Origin of the sequence: Dyella subtropica, from assembly GCF_026283965.1 — a bacterium.
GTDB classification, from domain to species: domain Bacteria; phylum Pseudomonadota; class Gammaproteobacteria; order Xanthomonadales; family Rhodanobacteraceae; genus Dyella_D; species Dyella_D subtropica.
This window is the reverse complement of record NZ_JAPDPD010000006.1, coordinates 60,711-77,089: the sequence shown is the minus strand read 5'-3', so window position 1 is coordinate 77,089 and position 16,379 is coordinate 60,711. Positions and strand designations below refer to the sequence as shown.

Annotated in this window: 13 protein-coding genes; 7 read left to right on the top strand and 6 right to left on the bottom strand. The window is 65.3% G+C overall.

Translation table 11 applies throughout. The annotated features are described in order from the left end of the window. Nucleotides 1-15 precede the first annotated feature (15 nt). Complete coding sequence (purD, locus tag OUZ45_RS06620) at nucleotides 16-1,299, bottom strand: phosphoribosylamine--glycine ligase (RefSeq protein WP_266169150.1); 1,284 nt, start codon at nucleotides 1,297-1,299, stop codon at nucleotides 16-18. 153 nt (nucleotides 1,300-1,452) lie between these two features. Between purD and blaOXA the strand changes: the two genes are divergently transcribed. Next, complete coding sequence (gene blaOXA / locus OUZ45_RS06615; RefSeq protein ID WP_266169149.1) at nucleotides 1,453-2,298, top strand: class D beta-lactamase; 846 nt, start codon at nucleotides 1,453-1,455, stop codon at nucleotides 2,296-2,298. Between the two features lie 13 nt (nucleotides 2,299-2,311). Here blaOXA and OUZ45_RS06610 read toward each other — a convergent pair whose 3' ends face one another. The 5 genes from OUZ45_RS06610 to OUZ45_RS06590 form a co-directional block, all read right to left on the bottom strand. Then, complete coding sequence (locus OUZ45_RS06610) at nucleotides 2,312-3,685, bottom strand: AMP-binding protein (protein ID WP_266169148.1); 1,374 nt, start codon at nucleotides 3,683-3,685, stop codon at nucleotides 2,312-2,314. 211 nt (nucleotides 3,686-3,896) lie between these two features. Continuing rightward, nucleotides 3,897-4,469, bottom strand: coding sequence for an L-threonylcarbamoyladenylate synthase type 1 TsaC (tsaC, locus tag OUZ45_RS06605; protein WP_266169147.1), 573 nt, complete (start codon nucleotides 4,467-4,469; stop codon nucleotides 3,897-3,899). Between the two features lies 1 nt (nucleotide 4,470). Next, complete coding sequence (locus OUZ45_RS06600) at nucleotides 4,471-6,975, bottom strand: DNA topoisomerase I (RefSeq protein WP_266169146.1); 2,505 nt, start codon at nucleotides 6,973-6,975, stop codon at nucleotides 4,471-4,473. 134 nt (nucleotides 6,976-7,109) lie between these two features. Then, complete coding sequence (dprA, locus tag OUZ45_RS06595) at nucleotides 7,110-8,249, bottom strand: DNA-processing protein DprA (RefSeq protein WP_266169145.1); 1,140 nt, start codon at nucleotides 8,247-8,249, stop codon at nucleotides 7,110-7,112. 79 nt (nucleotides 8,250-8,328) lie between these two features. Next, on the bottom strand, nucleotides 8,329-9,456 hold the full coding sequence (locus OUZ45_RS06590) for a LysM peptidoglycan-binding domain-containing protein (protein WP_266169144.1): 1,128 nt from the start codon (nucleotides 9,454-9,456) through the stop codon (nucleotides 8,329-8,331). A gap of 189 nt (nucleotides 9,457-9,645) precedes the next feature. On the opposite strand from OUZ45_RS06590, the gene def reads away from it, so the two are divergent. From def to OUZ45_RS06560, 6 genes are all read left to right on the top strand, one after another. Next, the gene (gene def / locus OUZ45_RS06585; RefSeq protein WP_266169143.1) at nucleotides 9,646-10,155 is read left to right on the top strand and encodes a peptide deformylase; all 510 of its coding nucleotides are present in this window, start codon (nucleotides 9,646-9,648) and stop codon (nucleotides 10,153-10,155) included. After that, nucleotides 10,152-11,099, top strand: a complete 948-nt coding sequence (fmt, locus tag OUZ45_RS06580; RefSeq protein WP_266169142.1) for a methionyl-tRNA formyltransferase — start codon at nucleotides 10,152-10,154, stop codon at nucleotides 11,097-11,099. Before def ends, fmt begins: the two co-directional genes overlap by 4 nt. Continuing rightward, nucleotides 11,096-12,391: a 16S rRNA (cytosine(967)-C(5))-methyltransferase RsmB gene (rsmB, locus tag OUZ45_RS06575; protein WP_266169141.1), complete on the top strand. Its 1,296-nt coding sequence runs from the start codon at nucleotides 11,096-11,098 to the stop codon at nucleotides 12,389-12,391. Before fmt ends, rsmB begins: the two co-directional genes overlap by 4 nt. Before the next feature lie 92 nt (nucleotides 12,392-12,483). Continuing rightward, complete coding sequence (locus tag OUZ45_RS06570) at nucleotides 12,484-14,211, top strand: ArnT family glycosyltransferase (protein WP_266169140.1); 1,728 nt, start codon at nucleotides 12,484-12,486, stop codon at nucleotides 14,209-14,211. A 55-nt stretch (nucleotides 14,212-14,266) separates the two neighbouring features. After that, entirely contained in the window at nucleotides 14,267-15,286 is a 1,020-nt protein-coding gene (locus tag OUZ45_RS06565) for a glycosyltransferase (protein WP_266169139.1), read from the top strand. Nucleotides 15,287-15,298: 12 nt separating this feature from the next. Next, nucleotides 15,299-16,321: a glycosyl transferase family 1 gene (locus tag OUZ45_RS06560; RefSeq protein ID WP_266169138.1), complete on the top strand. Its 1,023-nt coding sequence runs from the start codon at nucleotides 15,299-15,301 to the stop codon at nucleotides 16,319-16,321. The last annotated feature ends 58 nt before the right edge of the window (nucleotides 16,322-16,379 follow it).

Sequence of the window (16,379 nt, the reverse complement as noted above, 5' to 3'; positions counted from 1 at the left end):
GCGTCCTCTCGCGCGTCAGCCGCGATGCAATGCCCGATGCGCAATGTCGCGTCGGCAGAACGCGCCATCGAAGCGGATCTTCGATATCGCCGCATAGGCATGCTCGCGCGCAGCGGCAATGTCCTTGCCCAACGCGCAGACCGTAAGCACGCGACCGCCGGCAGTAACAGCCTGGCCTTGCGCATCCAGCTTGGTACCGGCGTGAAACACCTTCGCGTCGGCGCCGACATCGGCGTCGAGGCCGGTGATGACGTCACCACTCTTCACCTTGCCGGGATAGCCACCGGCCGCCATCACCACGCCGATGGATGGGCGCGGGTCCCAATGGATCGACGTGTGATGCAGCTGCCCGTCGAGCGCAGCCTCGATCAGTCCGACCAGGTCGGACTTCAGCCGCATCATGATCGGCTGGGTTTCAGGATCGCCGAAACGCACGTTGAATTCGATGACTTTGGGCGCGCCGCTCTGGTCGATCATCAGGCCGGCGTAGAGGAACCCGATGAAGGGGGCGCCCTCGGAGGCCATGCCGCGCAAGGTCGGCTCGATCACTTCCTTGAGGATGCGCTTTTCGACCTCTGGCGTAACGACCGGCGCGGGCGAGTACGCGCCCATGCCGCCGGTGTTCGGGCCGAGGTCGCCCTCATCGCGGCGCTTGTGGTCCTGGCTGCTGGCCATGGGCAGCGCGTGGCTGCCGTCGCTCATGACGATGTAGCTGGCTTCCTCGCCATCGAGGAATTCCTCGATCACCACGCGAGCGGAGGCGTCGCCGAAGCTATGTGCACCCAGCATGTCGTGCAGCGCCTGTTCGGCATCGGCCAGAGTCAGTGCGACGACCACACCCTTGCCGGCCGCCAGGCCATCAGCCTTGATCACGATCGGCGCGCCGTGCTTTTGCACATAGGCCAGCGCCGGATTGAGCTGGGTGAATACCGCATAGCGCGCGGTGGGAATGTTGTGGCGAAGCAGGAAATCCTTGGCGAAAGCCTTGGAGCCCTCCAGCTGCGCAGCGATCGCGCGCGGCCCGAAGATGCGCAGGCCAGCGGTGCGGAACTTGTCGACCACGCCGGCTACCAGGGGTACCTCGGGGCCAACCACGGTGAGTTCGATCTTTTCGTCGCGGGCCAGCTTGAGCAGACCGTCCAGGTCGGTCACGGCCACGTCGGCATTGCGCACGCCACGCTCATGCGCGGTACCGGCGTTGCCCGGGGCCACGATCACTTCAGTGACGCGCGGCGACTGCTTGAGCTTCCACGCCAAAGCGTGCTCGCGCCCGCCGTTGCCGATGACCAGAACTTTCATGCCTTGCTCCGCTATATAGACCGCGTCCGATGACGCAGCGCGGCATTGTACTGGGTGCGCGCCCGCCCACGGCCAGATTTGTGACGCGTGGTAGCGGGATGAACGACCTATGCTCGCCACCACTTGGAACGGAACACACCGCAGGAGATTTCGATGCCCCGCTATGCCTCGCTTGGCTTGTTTCTGCTCACCCTGGTCGGTTTCAGCCTGACCGCACGGGCCGCCCCTTGGCACGAGCATCCCGAATGGCAGGCCGCGTTCGCCCAAGCCGGGCTGAAAGGCACGATGCTGGTGTACGACGAGAAGGCCGACGCCTGGCATGTGGTGGATGCCGAGCGGGCGCGCCACGGCTATCTACCGGCGTCGACCTTCAAGCTGTTCAATGCGCTGGTGGCGCTGGATACCGGCGCGGTCAAAGACGAATACGAGCTGATCCGTTGGGATGGCAAGATGCGCGAGCTTGCGGGAGCGCCCGTCGCGGAATGGAATCGCGACAACAGTCTCGCCAGCGGCATGCGCTACTCCACCGTGTGGTTCTACCAGGCGGTGGCACGCCGCGCGGGCGAGCAGCGTATGCAGGCATGGATTAACAAGGAGGGCTATGGCAACCGCGATATCGGCGGCGGCATCGACCAATTCTGGCTGAGCGGCAAACTGCGCATCAGCGCTGAACAGCAGGTAGATTTCCTACGCCGCCTGGCCGACGACAAGCTGTCGTTCTCGCCGCGCGCGCAAGAGACCGTGCGGCGCATCTCCATCACCGAGGCGCAGCCTGGCTACGTGCTCCACGCCAAAACCGGCTTCGGCTCGGAGGCCGCCCAGAACGCCACGAAGGATGGATTGGGTTGGTACGTGGGTTGGGTGGAGCGTGACGGTCGGCGCTGGTTCTTTGCGTTGAACGTCGACCTGGCCAAGGTCGGCGATGCACCCAAACGGGTGGTGCTGGCGAAACAGCTGCTGGGGCAGCTGGGTGCACTGCCCGCAGCGGGAAACCGGTGATGTAGAGGTTCGGTCAGGCGTGATGACCGAGCAGATCCAGCAGCGCCGCGCGCGGCAGCTTGCCGGTTTCATTGCGGGGCAATGCATCGACCAAACGTAGCGGTCGCGGCAGGAACACAGGCTCGACGGAGCGGCGCAGCGCGTCGAGGATGGTGTGCTCATCCAGTCCCGGCGCCACCACCAGTGCGGCGACGCGTTTCACGCCGATAACGTCGCCGTCGAGCTGAAACATCACGCCGTCCTGCACGCCGGGAATCGCCAGCAGGCGGCGAGTGAGATCACCGAGCGAGGCGCGCTTACCGGCAATCTCCAACAGATCGGCATGGCGGCCACACAGGCGGAAGCGGCGGCCACCGTCCTGCAGGCTAACGATGTCGGCCAGCGTGATCGGCTGCTCCAACTGCGGCGCCTCGACCGCCGTGCCATCCGGCTGCGGGTGCAAATGCACGCCTTCGTACAACGCCCACGGCTCATCGGCCGCCGCGCGACGGGAGGCGATCACGCACGTCTCGGTGGAGCCGAACACTTCCAGCAGCGGTGCGCCGAAGCGCTGTTCGGCCGTCTGCGCCAGTTCCGGCGGCATCGGTGCGGTGGCGGACACCATCGCCGCGATCGGCGGCAGTGCCACGCCCGACTCGACCAACGCGCGCAGATGGATCGGCGTGATCACCAACACGCGTGGGCCGGGCATCTCACTAAGCGCGGCCGCAATGTCGGCGGGGAAAAATGGGCGGCCCGCGTGCACGCCGACGTCGCTCAGCAGGGGCAGCAGTACCGACGTCTCCATGCCGTACATGTGCTGCGGCGGCACCGTGGCGACCACGCCGAAACGCTCTCCGACCAAGGCACGCAACACGCGCAAGTTGCCGGCGTTGCTGGCGTGAAAACTGCGCCAAGTCTTGGGATACGTCTTGGGTACACCAGTGGAACCGGAGGTGTAGCCGATCGCCACCACCTGGTCGGATGGGATCAACGGCGCCACGAAGGTTTCATCCTGCGCCGGCAATGCATCGAGCAGAGGCATGCGGTGGTAACCGGGGGGTGCCGGCTCTAATGCTTGCTCGCCCAAGGCGTAGCTGCCGGGGTAGCTAGCCATCACATCGACCACGGCCTGCGGTGCGCGCGACGAAGGCAACAGGTTGGCTTGGCCGCGCAGGGCAATGGCGCAGAAAGCGACCAGGAAGGCGTAGCGGTCTTCGCACAGATTCACCGCCGCCGAGCCGGTAGGCAGCATCGCCACTACTTGCTGCACATGGGCCAGAAATTGCGCTGCGCTCACCGGTTGGCCGTCGTGCCAGGCCACCGTGCGCGAAGGATGGCCGGCGGCGAGCAGCGGCAGGCCGGTGGCGGCGAGGTCGTGGCGATAGCTGTCGTAAACGATGGCCAAGCGGCTGTCTCCCTGTGGTCCCTTGCAGGTAATGAAGCATGGGGCCGGCCCATTCAGAGCCGGCGACGCTGGGTACGGATTGGACCCGGCGAGGTTCCCCCATCCTCGCGACCGCCGCTGAATCACTCCCTACCAACACCAGCGGCATGCAAAACCGATTCAGGCTCCCTATGGCCGCTGACGAAGGCTGGCCCAACGAACCGGTTCGAGGTCAGGGGCGAATGATAGCGCCGGTGAGGGCGTCCCGTATGGCCGTGGGACGCTCCAACCCGCCCAGTGGGGCGTCCAGCAGACCCTCAAGAGCCTGGCCGAAGTAGGTCTGGACCGTCGCTGCCGAGCGTGCCGGCGGCTCTCCGTGCGGATTGGCGCTGGTGGAGACCAACGCGCCACCGAAAGCCCGACATAACGCGGCCGCCGGAGCGTGGGCCGTGACCCGCAACGCGATACCGGCATGCGCGCCGGCAATCCAATCGGGCACTTCGGCCGAACGCGGAAAGATCCAAGTGTTCGGCCCGGGCCAACTGGCCTTCGCCTGCGCCAGCGCGCTGGACGGTACGGCAGCGAGATCGATGTAACGCTCGACCTGGGCAAAGTCCGCGGCGATCAACAACACGCCTTGGGCGGGCGGACGGCGCTTGAGTGCGAACAACCGCTCGAACGCCGCGCGGTCATGCGGATCGCAGCCCAACCCATAGACCGCCTCGGTCGGATAAGCGAGTACGCCGCCGCCGCGCAACAGCGCGGCGGCGTCATCGAGCTGGGCAAGGGTGAATAGCCGAGCCACCTCAGGCGTCGGCTTTCTTGGCCGTTGCCTTCTTGGCGGCGGCTTTTTTGGTCGCCGTCTTCTTCGTCCCAGTCTTCTTGGTCGCCGCCTTTTTGGCAGCAGCCTTTTTGGCGGGCGCTTTCTTCGCGGCCGCTTTCTTGGCCGCGGGCGCAGCCTTCTTGGCGGCGGCCTTCTTCGCCGCTGTCTTCTTGAACGACCCACGCCCCTTCTTGACCGGTGCCGCGGCGAGCAGTTCGAGACACTGCGCCTCGGTCAGCTCCTTCGGCTCCTGGTCCTTGGGAATGCGTGCGTTCTTTTCGCCGTCGGTGATGTACGGACCGAAGCGGCCGTTGAGCACCTGCACGCCGGTGCCGAAGTCCAGGATGATGCGGTTGGCCAGCATCTCCAGCTTCTCCTGCACGATCTGCAGGGCGCGCGGCAGCTCGATGGTGTACGGGTCATCCTCGGGCTTGAGCGAGGCGTAGGTGCTGCCCTGCTTCACGAACGGACCGAAGCGGCCCACGCCCACGCTTACCTCGTCGCCGTTCTCGGCCTGGCCGAGCTTGCGCGGCAGCTTGAACAGCTCCAGTGCATCCTCCAGCGTGATGGTGTGCATGCTCTGGCCGGTGCGCAGCGAGGCGAATTGCAGCTTCTCGTCCTGATCCTTGTCGCCGATCTGCGCGTACGGCCCGTAGCGACCCAGACGCACCGATACCGGCTTGCCGGTCTTCGGGTCTGTGCCCAGCTCGCGTGCACCAGTGGCTTCGCTGCGGTCGACGGTCTCGGTCTTTTCATCGACCTGCTGCTTGAATGGCTGCCAGAAGCGCTCCATCAGCGGCACCCAGGCTTCCTCGCCACGGCTCACCGCGTCCAGCTCGTCTTCGAGCTTGGCGGTGAAGTCGTAGTCGACGTAGCGGGTGAAGTGCTGGGTGAGGAACTTGCCAACCGCGCGACCGATGTCGGTCGGCTTGAAGCGACGGCTGTCGAGCAGCACGTATTCACGGTTCAACAGCACCTGGATGATGCTGGCGTAGGTCGACGGGCGGCCAATGCCATGCTCTTCCAACGCCTTCACCAGGCTGGCTTCGGAGTAGCGCGGCGGCGGCTCGGTGAAGTGCTGATCGGCGACGATGTCGTGTAGCGCGACCTGCTCGCCCACGACCAGGCGCGGCAGGCGACGGCCTTCGTCCTCGTCCTCGGCGCTCTTCTGGTCGCGTCCTTCCTCGTACACGGCGAGGAAGCCCGGGTCGACTACCGTCGTACCCGTCGAGCGGAAGGCAGCATCGCCGCCAGCAACGTGCTTGAGCGCGAAATCCACCGACACCGTGTTCAGCGTCGCGTGGGCCATCTGGCAGGCCACGGTGCGCTTCCAGATCAACTCATACAGCTTGCGCTGCTCTTCGTTGAGGAAGCCGGCGACTTCGCGCGGGGTGAGCATGGCCGAGGTCGGGCGCACGGCTTCATGCGCTTCCTGCGCGTTCTTGGACTTGGACTTGTAGACCTGCGCATGATCCGGCAGCGCCTTGGTGCCGTAGTCGCGCGCGATCAACTGGCGCAGTTCCACAACGGCATCTTCCGACAGCGCCACCGAGTCGGTACGCATGTAGGTGATCAGGCCGACGTTGCCCTCGCTACCCAGCGACACGCCTTCATACAGGCCTTGCGCGATCTTCATCGTGCGGCTGGTGGAGAAGCCGAGCTTGCGCGCGGCCTCCTGCTGCAGGGTGGAGGTGGTGAACGGCGGTGCCGGGCGGCGCTTGCGCTCCTTGCTGCCCACGTCGCTGACGGTAAGGCGGCCGTGCGCGGCCTCCTTCAGCGCCGCGCGAGCGGCCAGGGCGTCGGCTTCGTTGGTGAGGTCGAACTGTTCGAATTTCTTGCCGTGGAGCTTGGTCAACCTGGCGCTGAAATCGCCTTCCGGATGACGCAGGGCGGCCTCGATGCTCCAGTACTCCCGCGCGATGAAGGCTTCGATCTCTTCCTCGCGCTCCACGATCATACGCAGCGCCGGGCTCTGCACACGGCCGGCGGACAGGCCGCGCTGCACCTTGCGCCACAGCACCGGCGACAGGTTGAAGCCGACCAGGTAATCCAGCGCACGGCGCGCCTGCTGCGCATCGACCAGGTCGTGCGACAGCTGGCGGGGGGCGGCCACGGCGGCCTTGATCGCCTTCGGGGTGATTTCGGAGAACACCACGCGGTGCAGGTGCTTGCCCTCGGTGAGGCCGCGCTCTTTCAGGATCTCGCTGATGTGCCAGCTGATCGCCTCGCCTTCGCGATCCAAGTCGGTCGCGAGGTAGATGTCGTCGGCGAGCTTGGCGGCCTTGGCGATCGCTTCGACGTGTTTCTCGTTGCGGTCGATCACCTCATAAGCCATGGCAAAGCCGTGCTCGGGGTCGACCGCACCCTCCTTCGGTCTGAGGTCACGCACGTGACCGTAAGAGGCCAGGACCTGAAAGTCCTTGCCGAGGTATTTGTTGATCGTCTTGGCCTTGGCGGGCGATTCGACGATGAGCAGGTTTTTTGCCATGAAACAGGGTATCCGCAAGCTAATGGCCTGCCTCGTTGGGCGGCCTTCCTATATCTAGTTAAAGGCATGCTCTGTCGACGCCGTCAAGCTGGGCCTCGTGAAAACGAGGTACAGAGCGACTTTGCCGCGCCCGCCTAAGCGAACAAGCACTGGTAACGACTGCCCGGAAGACCTTCGACCACGCCTTCCAGCTCCAGCATCAACAGCATCGATGACAGAGCCGCGGCGGACTGGCCGGTGCGTTCGGCCAGCTCGTCCAGCGATGCCGGGTCGTGACCCAGTGCCGCCAACAGCTGCCGATACTCCGGGTCGTCGCGCCAGCCGTGAGCCTGGCCGGTTTGGCGGCCGGGCGAGGAGGACTCCTCACCCAGCCGGGTCGCCAGCTCGGCCCCCAGCGCCAGCGCTTGCGGCGCCAGCAACTCAATCATCTCGCTGGCGCTTTCTACCAGTCGCGCGCCGTCGCGGATCAGCCGATGGCAGCCGCGGGCGAGCGGATTATGAATGGAGCCGGGCAGCGCGAATACCTCCCGCCCCTGTTCGCCGGCCAAACGAGCCGAAATCAGCGAACCGGACCGCAACCCCGCCTCCACCACCAGTGTGCCCAGCGACAGGCCAGCCAGGATGCGGTTACGCCGGGGAAAGTGGTCGGCTCGCGCTGGCGTGCCCAGCGGAAACTCGCTCACCAGCACCCCATGCTCGGCGATACGGCGCGCCAGCGCATGGTGTTTGCGCGGGTAGACGCGATCCACGCCGGTACCGACCACCGCCACGGTGGGCTGCCCCGCATCCAGGGCCGCCTCATGCGCAGCGCCATCCACGCCATCAGCCATGCCACTGGTGATGATGAAACCGGCCAGGGCGAGTTCGTGGGCGAAGGCCCGGGCATGGGCCAGCCCGCCGGCCGTCGCGTTGCGCGCGCCCACAATGGCCACCTGCGGGCGCAGCAGCAGGCTGGCATCGCCGGCGACGAACAAGGCCGCGGGCGGCTGCGGAATGGCTTCCAGCAGGGGCGGGAAATCCAGCTCGTCGCAGCGCAGCAGGCGGTGGCCCGGCTCGGCCAGCCAATCCAGATCGGCCCGTAGGCGCGCTTCGTCCGGCTGTTCGAGCCAGGCACGCGCCTCCTCGTCCAGCGTCGACACCCGCTTGCGAACGTGCGCCAGCACGGCTTCGATACGTCCATCGTGGGCTGCCAGGCGCTCGCGCAGGGCGCCGCCGCCGAACCCCGGCACGCGCAGCAGAATCAGCCAGGCACGCAATTCATCCTGTTCACTCATCTGCGCAGTCTACGGCGAGTCCTCGAAACAAGAACGGCGCGGTAGTCCGCGCCGTTCTGTCAGTCAATGCCGATCCAGCTTATTCAGGCAAGGCGAGACGAGCGCCCTTGTTCACCGGACGCAGGCCGTCCATGACGAGACCGTAGCTGACGCGGTCGAAGGTGCGGAACACCATGACATGCCCGACGAACTCTTCCGGCAAGGTCACGCGCTTGCCGACGCCGCGGTCCCAGCTGTTGCTCGCCACATCGTCGTGGATGTTTTCACCCGGCTGGAAAACCGAATAGGTCTGGCCGTTCTCCACGCCGTCCTTCGCGCCGATCGAGAGGGCTACCACCTGGCGCCGCCCCACGGCGTCCATCGCATCGGCGAAGGCGATCACGCGGGCGTTTTCCGGCGCGGCCTTGGGTGCGTGGGGGTAGTAGTAGGCGTCGTAAGGCTTGTCGTCGATCGGCAGGATGCGGTCGCCCTTGCGGATTTCCTGCGTGGAATCAAGCAGCAGCAGGGTCGATGGATCGCCGGTGCGCAAGGTCTCGGCAGTGCCGATCACCGCCACTTCCACACCCAGGTCGTGGCCGCGGCCGTAATGACCGTCGTTGCGGAAGTTTTCATTCCACGGCCCTTTGACCATGGACACGTCGCTATCGAGATCGTGGCCAACGATGCCGTTGCTCGGGTCACTACGATCGTCTTCCTTGAAGCCGCGGAAAACATGGCTTGGACGTACGATGGCCCAGCGCTGGCCCGGCTCGCTGTTGAGGTTGCGCACGTAGATGTTCTGGCCGACCGCGCCACGCAGGCGCCCTTCCTCGAAGCCGACCACGTACGGCGAGTCGTTGACTTCGTTGGAATTCATCACCCGCATGTCCTTGAGGAACAGGCGCAGCTCAGACAGCGGAATCGCCGGAACCGCCTCGCCCTCGGCGCGCACGCGCGGCTGCAGGCCGAGGTGCGGTCCGTTGATAAAGGAGAGGTTGAGCACGTCGCCCGGGTAGATCAGGTGCGGATTCTGCACCTGCGGGTTGGCCTGCCAGATCTCTGGCCACAGCCAGGGTTTGGACAGGAAGCGGGCCGAGATGCCCCATAGCGTGTCCCCCTTTCGTACGGTGTACGAATCGGGGTGATCGGAGCGCAGCTGGGCGCCTGCGGCATAGACGGCAACGGTAACCAGCATGCCGGCCAACAGCCCTATGGACTTCTTAATCATAATTGGGAATCCCCCGTCCCCCGACGCTCGGGCGAGTGTAACCGAACAGTTAACGGGCGCAACCTGAGCCAGTTGGCAAAACTGCCTGCCAGACACGGGCTTGCCGACGTACAATGACGTCCATTCTAGATCGCGCCCGGGTTTGGTTTTCACCAAGTGACCCGCAATTTGGGCGCCGAGGTGAGATTCATGTCCGTGTTGTCCATCCTGGAATTCCCAGACCCCCGCCTGCGCACCAAGGCCGAGACCGTGCGCACGTTCGATGCCGAGCTCAAGCAGTTCGTCGCCGACATGTTCGAAACCATGTACGCCGCCAACGGCGTGGGCCTGGCCGCCACCCAGGTCAATGTGCACCAGCGCGTGCTGGTGGCCGACATGAGCGACGAGCGCAACCAGCCGCTGGCACTGATCAACGCGGAGATCCTCGAGAAGGATGGCGCCCAGGTCTATCAGGAAGGCTGCCTCTCTTTCCCTGGCATCTATGCCGACGTCACCCGCGCGCTGAAGGTGAAGGTGAGGGCGAATGACGTCGACGGCAACGAGATCATCGTTGAAGCCGAAGGCCCGCTAGCCGTGTGCATTCAGCACGAGATGGATCATCTTGCCGGCAAGGTGTTTGTCGATTACCTGTCGCCACTGAAGCGCTCCCTGCTGCTCAAACGCCTGGAGAAACAGCGCAAGCAGGCGGCAAGCGCTTGAGCAAGGGGCGCTCTGACCTGCGGATTGTCTTCGCCGGCACTCCGGAATTCTCCGTCCCCTGCCTCGAAGCCTGCCGCGCCAGCGGTGCCGAGGTGGTAGCCGTCTACACGCAGCCCGATCGCCCGGCCGGCCGCGGCCGCAAGCTCACACCGAGCCCTGTGAAGCAGGCGGCGCTGGCCGCCGGCATCGCTGTCGAGCAGCCCGAATCGCTGAAGACGCAGGAAGCGCGCGACACGCTCGCGGCCTATCAGCCGGACTTGATGGTGGTGGTGGCCTATGGGCTGATTCTGCCGCGCAAGGTGCTGGCGATACCGCGACTCGGCTGCTGGAATGTACACGCCAGCCTGCTGCCGCGCTGGCGCGGCGCCGCGCCGATCCAGCGCGCGATTCTCGCTGGCGACGCCGAAAGCGGTGTCGACCTGATGCAAATGGAAGCCGGCCTCGATACCGGCCCCGTGCTGCTGGAACGCCGTACGCCAATCAGCCGCGAGGACACTGGCGGTTCGCTGCACGACCGCCTTTCCGCGCTCGGCGCCGACGTACTCGCGGAAGGCCTGCGCCGCATCATGGCGGGCCACGTTCTAACGGCCACGCCCCAACCGGAAGAAGGCGTCAACTACGCGCACAAGCTGGACAAGGCCGAAGCGAAACTCGACTTCCAGCGCCCCGCCATCGAACTCGAGCACCAGGTGCGCGCCTTCGATCCCTGGCCTGTCGCCGAGGGTGACATTGCCGGGGAACCGCTGCGCATCTGGGCGGCGCAGGCGATCGAACGCGAACACCACGCCGCGCCGGGCAGCGTACTTTCCGCCGGCCGCGATGGCATCGAGATCGCCTGCGGCATCGGCACCTTGCGCGTGACCGCATTGCAACGCGCCGGCGGCAAGCGCATCGGCGCCGCCGATTACCTCAACGCGCGGCCTGACCTGCGCAACGTCCGATGACCGATACCCGCGCCCTTGCCGCGCAAGCCCTGGCTGAAGTCGCCTTGCGCGGCGCCTCGCTGCGCGACGCCATGGAGCGCTACGCGCCCCGGCTCGCCGATTCGCGCGACCGCGCCTTGCTGATGGCCTTGCTCAGCGACGGGGCGCGCTGGTGGCTGCGCTTCGACGCCGCGCTCGACCGCCTGATGGAGAAGCCGCTGCGCCAGAAGGAGCCCGCGATCCATGCCCTGCTCGTGCTGGGCCTGGTGCAGCTGGAGATCCTCCAATTGCCCGATTACGCCGCTGTCGCCGCCACCGTACAGGCCGCACGGGCATTGCAGCGACCGCGCATGGCCGGGCTGGTCAACGCCATCCTCCGCCGCTGGCAACGCGAACGTACCGCGCTGCTCGCCACGCTCGACAGCAAACCGCAGACGCGCCACGCGCACCCGGCCTGGCTGGCCAAGGCGATCGCTCGCGATTGGCCGGAACAAGCCGATGCGGTGATGACTGCCGACAACCGCGAACCGCCACTGATGTTGCGCATCAACCGTCGCCGCACCACCCGCGACGCGTTGATCGAACGCCTGCGCGCGGACGGCTATACCGCCGACGCGCATGCCTGGCTCGCGGACGGCATCGTGCTGCCGCACAGCGCCGACGTCACCCGCATGCTCGGCTTTGCCGAAGGCCTGTTCGCCGTGCAGGACGGCGCCGCGCAGATCGCCGCCGACCTCGCCGAGGTTCGCGATGGCCAGCGCGTATTGGATGCCTGCGCCGCACCGGGCGGCAAAGCGTGCCACCTGCTGGAGCGGGCCGACATCGCGCTGACCGCACTGGAATTCGACGCCGGCCGCTCCACCCGCATCCAGCAGAACCTCGATCGTCTAGGCCTTGCCGCCAACGTAGTGATCGGCGATGCCGGCACACCCACCAACTGGTGGGACGGCCAACCCTTCGACCGCATCCTGATCGATGCTCCCTGCTCGGCCACGGGTGTGCTGCGCCGGCGACCCGACGTTCGTCTGCATCGTCGCGACAGCGATATCCCCGCGCTGGCCGCGCAACAGCGACGTATCCTTGATGGGCTGTGGCCGCTGCTGGCGCCTGGCGGCAGGCTGGTTTACATCACCTGCTCGCTGTTGAGGGCGGAGAATGAGGCCATCGTTGAAGCCTTCCTGGCGGAACAACCGGAGGCACATATCGCGGCCTTCGCGCTGCCCGCGGGACTGCCTGCCGGCGTCGGCTGGCAGATCCTGCCCGGGGATGACGATCTGGACGGCATGTACTATGCCGTGCTCGAGAAGCGCTGAAACGGCGTGGCTCAGCACCGGGTAAGGCGCCCGGCTTAGAAAGTCGTCCACCGATACCCGATGACACGCGGCGCCGCCGCCGGAATCCACGCATGTCCGTTGCTACCCAAGCCACCGTCCAGGAACGCCGCTACTTCTGGCTGCTACTGATCTTCGCCCTGGTGGTGATTGGCGCCGGCATCGGCCTGCGCGACCCATGGCCTTCGGACGAACCGCGCTTCACCCTCGCCGCGAAACAGATGGTGGAGAGTGGCGATTGGCTGTTCCCGCATCGTGGCAGCGAGTTGTATTCGGACAAACCGCCAATGCTGATGTGGACCGAAGCAGCCAGCTTCGTCATCACTGGTAGCTGGCGTATCGCCTTCCTGCTTCCTTCGCTGTTGTCTGCACTAGGCACGATGCTGCTGGTGTACGACCTGGGTCGGCGCCTGTGGAACCGGCAGACCGGCCTGTATGCCGCCGCCGCGTTGCTGGTGAGTTTTCAGTTCGTCTACCAGGTGAAGCGGGCGCAGATCGATCCGCTGGTGCTGTTCTACATCACGGCGGCCAACTGGGGTCTGCTGGTGCACCTGCTGAAGGGGCCGAACTGGCGCGCCTTCTGGTTCGGCTGCTTTTGCGCCGGCCTGGGTGTGATCACCAAGGGGGTCGGCGTGCTCGCGCTGTTCATGCTGCTGCCTTACCTGGTGGCGTGGCACTGGCGATGGGAAGGCATCTCGCACATGGGTGCCGGTGCGTGGTGGCGCTGGTTGCTGGGCTTGGTGGCACTGCTCGCCGCGATGGCGCTATGGCTGGTGCCGATGTTGCTGAGTGCCAAAGCGCATAGCAGCGACCCCGCCTACGCCGCCTACGTCAACGACATCCTGTTCCGTCAGACGGCGCAGCGTTACAGCAACGCCTGGCATCATATTCATTCTCCGCTGTATTACATCCCGATCATCGCGTTCAGCTGGCTCCCGTTCTCCCTGGTCTATCCAGGTGCGATACCACGCTGGTGGCAGCAGCTGAAAGCGAAAGATGCGCGGCAACTCTTGCTGTTGGGCTGGTTGGTACTGGTCCTGTTGTTCTTCAGCGCCTCGCCCGGCAAGCGCGATGTATACATCCTGCCCATGTTGCCCATGGCGGCACTGGCCGCCGCGCCGTTCCTTGGCGAACTCCTGCAGACGCGCTGGCTACGCGGCGCGGGCTTGCTGTTCATCGGCGTGCTGGGCGCAGCACTTCTGCTGACAGGTGCCTACGCGCTGATCGCGCACCCGGCATTCGCCACGAACCTTGCGACGACGCGCGGCTTTGGCGAAGGCGAGCATTCGCTCTGGTGGATGTGCATTGCCATGGGCGCCGTGCAACTCATCCTCGTCGCCGCCCTGCGGATGCGTCATGCCGCATGGGCCGTGGCCGGCGGCATGGCGGCGATCTGGCTGGCATGGAGCCTATGGGGTTATCCGCTGCTCAACGACTCCAGCTCCTCCGCCGGACTGATGCGCGAGGTGCGCGAACGCGTCCCCGCGAATGACGAGCTCGGCATGATCGCCTGGAAAGAGCAGAACCTGCTGATGCTCGATCGCCCCGCCACCGATTTCGGCTTCAAAGTGCCCACGCACGAGCAATACACGGCCGCCGTGACATGGCAAGCGCAGTCCCCCGCCAAACGCTGGCTATTCGCGTTGGATACCGCGATCGGTAACTGCGTGGACCGCGCCAAGGCCGTCAGCCTCGGTCATGCCAACCGCCGCGAGTGGTGGCTGTTCAAGGCCGACGCCGTAGTGCAGGGCTGCGTGCCGAGCGAGGATGTGGACCAGGCCCCCACCAGCACCACCGACTGAGCAAGCTGTCCAACAGCCAACCGTACAGATACTGATTTCATCCACGCGAAACGACATGCAAACACGCAGCGTCAACCTGATCGTTCGTAGCAATGGCGCCGGCCTCACCCGCGACATGCAGCTGCTGGCTGGCATCCTGCGCGGCGCCGGCTACGACATCACCCTGACCCAGCTTGGCCATCGCGGTCGGCTAAGCAACCGCCTGCGGCGGTTGCATGCGCGTGTGCGCCGCCTGTGGCGCGGGTGGATGCGCGGCGTGCTCAACGCGCGCTATGACATCAACATCATGATCGAGCACGTGCGGCCGGAACTGTTCCGGCATGCCCACCACAATGTGCTCATTCCCAATCCCGAATGGTTTCACTCGGAATGGCTGCCGCACTTGCCGCGTTTCGATCGCGTCTTCGCGAAAACCCGTCATGCCGAGCGCATCTTCGGCGAGCTCAACTGCAAGACCACTTATATAGGCTTCACCAGCGAGGATTGCCGCCTCGCCGGCGTGGTGCGCCAGCCAGGCTTCTTCCATGGCCCAGGGCGCAGCGGGAACAAAGGCACGCTGCCGCTGATTGAGCTCTGGTCCAAGCATCCGGAATGGCCCACGCTGACCGTGGTTTGGCGGCGCAAGCGGGTGAACATTCCGGAGCTGCCGCCCAATGTGCGACTGATCCGCCATTACATGGAGGAGCAGGAACTGCGGCGCCTGCAGAATGCACACGCGTTCCATCTTTGTCCGTCGCAAACCGAAGGCTACGGCCATTCGCTGGTGGAGAGCCTGAGCCTTGGCGCCGTCACCGTTACGGTGGACGGTGAGCCGATGAATGAACTGATCACACCGGATCGCGGGGTGTTGGTCGCCGCTCATGCAACCGGCCGCCAGGAACTAGCCACGCTTTACGATTTCGACATGGATTCCATGCGTCAAGCCGTCGAGCGCTGCATCAGCATGCCCAACGAAGAACAAGCGCTTCTCGGCCGGGCCGCCCGGCATTGGTATGAAGGCAATCAAAAGACCTTCCCGAAGCTATTGCTCGATGCGATCGCTGCCCTAGGCACCCATCTCCCCCATCGCCATTGATAGCATCGCTTCATGAGCCTCAGCATCAACCTCATAGCACCCGATAATGGTCTCGGCCTGAGTCGCGACCTGCAACTGACAGCAGCAGCGCTGGAAGCATGTGGCTGCACGGTCCATTTCACCCGCCTTACCGAGGCGGACGAGCGCGTGCGTTGGCGCCTGGGCCGCGGCGGATGGCGCGGAGCCCTGCGCCGCTTGCGCCATGCCCTGCAACATCGCGAACCGCCGCGCTTCGATCTCAACATTATGTTCGAGCATCTCTGGCCCGCACACTTTGGACTGGCGCGCCGTACCATCGCGCTACCGAACACAGCATGGTTCGACACCAGGGACCTGCGCCACCTGCATCGCGTAACACGCGTATGGTGCAAAACAATGGATGCCGTCGAGGCGTTTGACGCGTTGGGCAAGGCCACTTCGCTGATAGGCTTCGACAGTGAAGACCGATTCGATGCCGCCATTCCGCGAGAGCGCTCATTCTTCCACCTCGCCGGCGGCAGTGTGACTCGAGGCACCGAACGGCTGCTTGCCGTATGGCGCCGCCATCCTGAGTGGCCCGTACTCACGGTACTTCAGCACCCCGATTGCGCACCGGTCGATCACAGCACCTCGAACATATGTCATCTTCGCTACTTTCTCGACGGCAACATTCCGGCGCAGTACGCGGAACTCAGTCGCCTACAAAACAGCCACCTGTTTCACGTCTGTACATCGGAAATCGAGGGATGGGGACACTACATCGTCGAGGCGCTTGGCGTCAGCGCGATTAGCTTCGTGGCGGACGCGCCGCCTATGAACGAATTGGTGACGTCGGAACGCGGTCTTCTGGTCAGCTATGCCGGGACCGGGCGGATGGGGCTGGCAACCACCTATGCCTTCGACGAGGCATCCCTGGAAACAGCTGTGACGCAAGCATTGGTGCTTCCGGATGAAGCGATCGCCGACATGCGCGCAAACGCGAGGCAGTGGTTTCTGGAGAACAGCGCGAATTTTGTCCCGCGCGTACGCGCGGCGCTTGCTGAACTGGGGGCTTGAGCATCCTATCCATTGATGCGGCTACCCGCACTTCGGCAGCCGGCCCTTCTTTGCCCTC

Excerpts from the sequence above, each read along its gene's own strand:
- OUZ45_RS06590 (WP_266169144.1), bottom strand. The coding sequence starts at position 9,456 with ATGATTAAGAAGTCCATAGGGCTGTTGGCCGGCATGCTGGTTACCGTT.
- blaOXA (WP_266169149.1), top strand. The coding sequence starts at position 1,453 with ATGCCCCGCTATGCCTCGCTTGGCTTGTTTCTGCTCACCCTGGTCGGT.
- OUZ45_RS06565 (WP_266169139.1), top strand. The coding sequence starts at position 14,267 with ATGCAAACACGCAGCGTCAACCTGATCGTTCGTAGCAATGGCGCCGGC.
- OUZ45_RS06600 (WP_266169146.1), bottom strand. The coding sequence starts at position 6,975 with ATGGCAAAAAACCTGCTCATCGTCGAATCGCCCGCCAAGGCCAAGACG.
- def (WP_266169143.1), top strand. The coding sequence starts at position 9,646 with ATGTCCGTGTTGTCCATCCTGGAATTCCCAGACCCCCGCCTGCGCACC.
- purD (WP_266169150.1), bottom strand. The coding sequence starts at position 1,299 with ATGAAAGTTCTGGTCATCGGCAACGGCGGGCGCGAGCACGCTTTGGCG.
- dprA (WP_266169145.1), bottom strand. The coding sequence starts at position 8,249 with ATGAGTGAACAGGATGAATTGCGTGCCTGGCTGATTCTGCTGCGCGTG.
- rsmB (WP_266169141.1), top strand. The coding sequence starts at position 11,096 with ATGACCGATACCCGCGCCCTTGCCGCGCAAGCCCTGGCTGAAGTCGCC.
- OUZ45_RS06570 (WP_266169140.1), top strand. The coding sequence starts at position 12,484 with ATGTCCGTTGCTACCCAAGCCACCGTCCAGGAACGCCGCTACTTCTGG.
- OUZ45_RS06560 (WP_266169138.1), top strand. The coding sequence starts at position 15,299 with ATGAGCCTCAGCATCAACCTCATAGCACCCGATAATGGTCTCGGCCTG.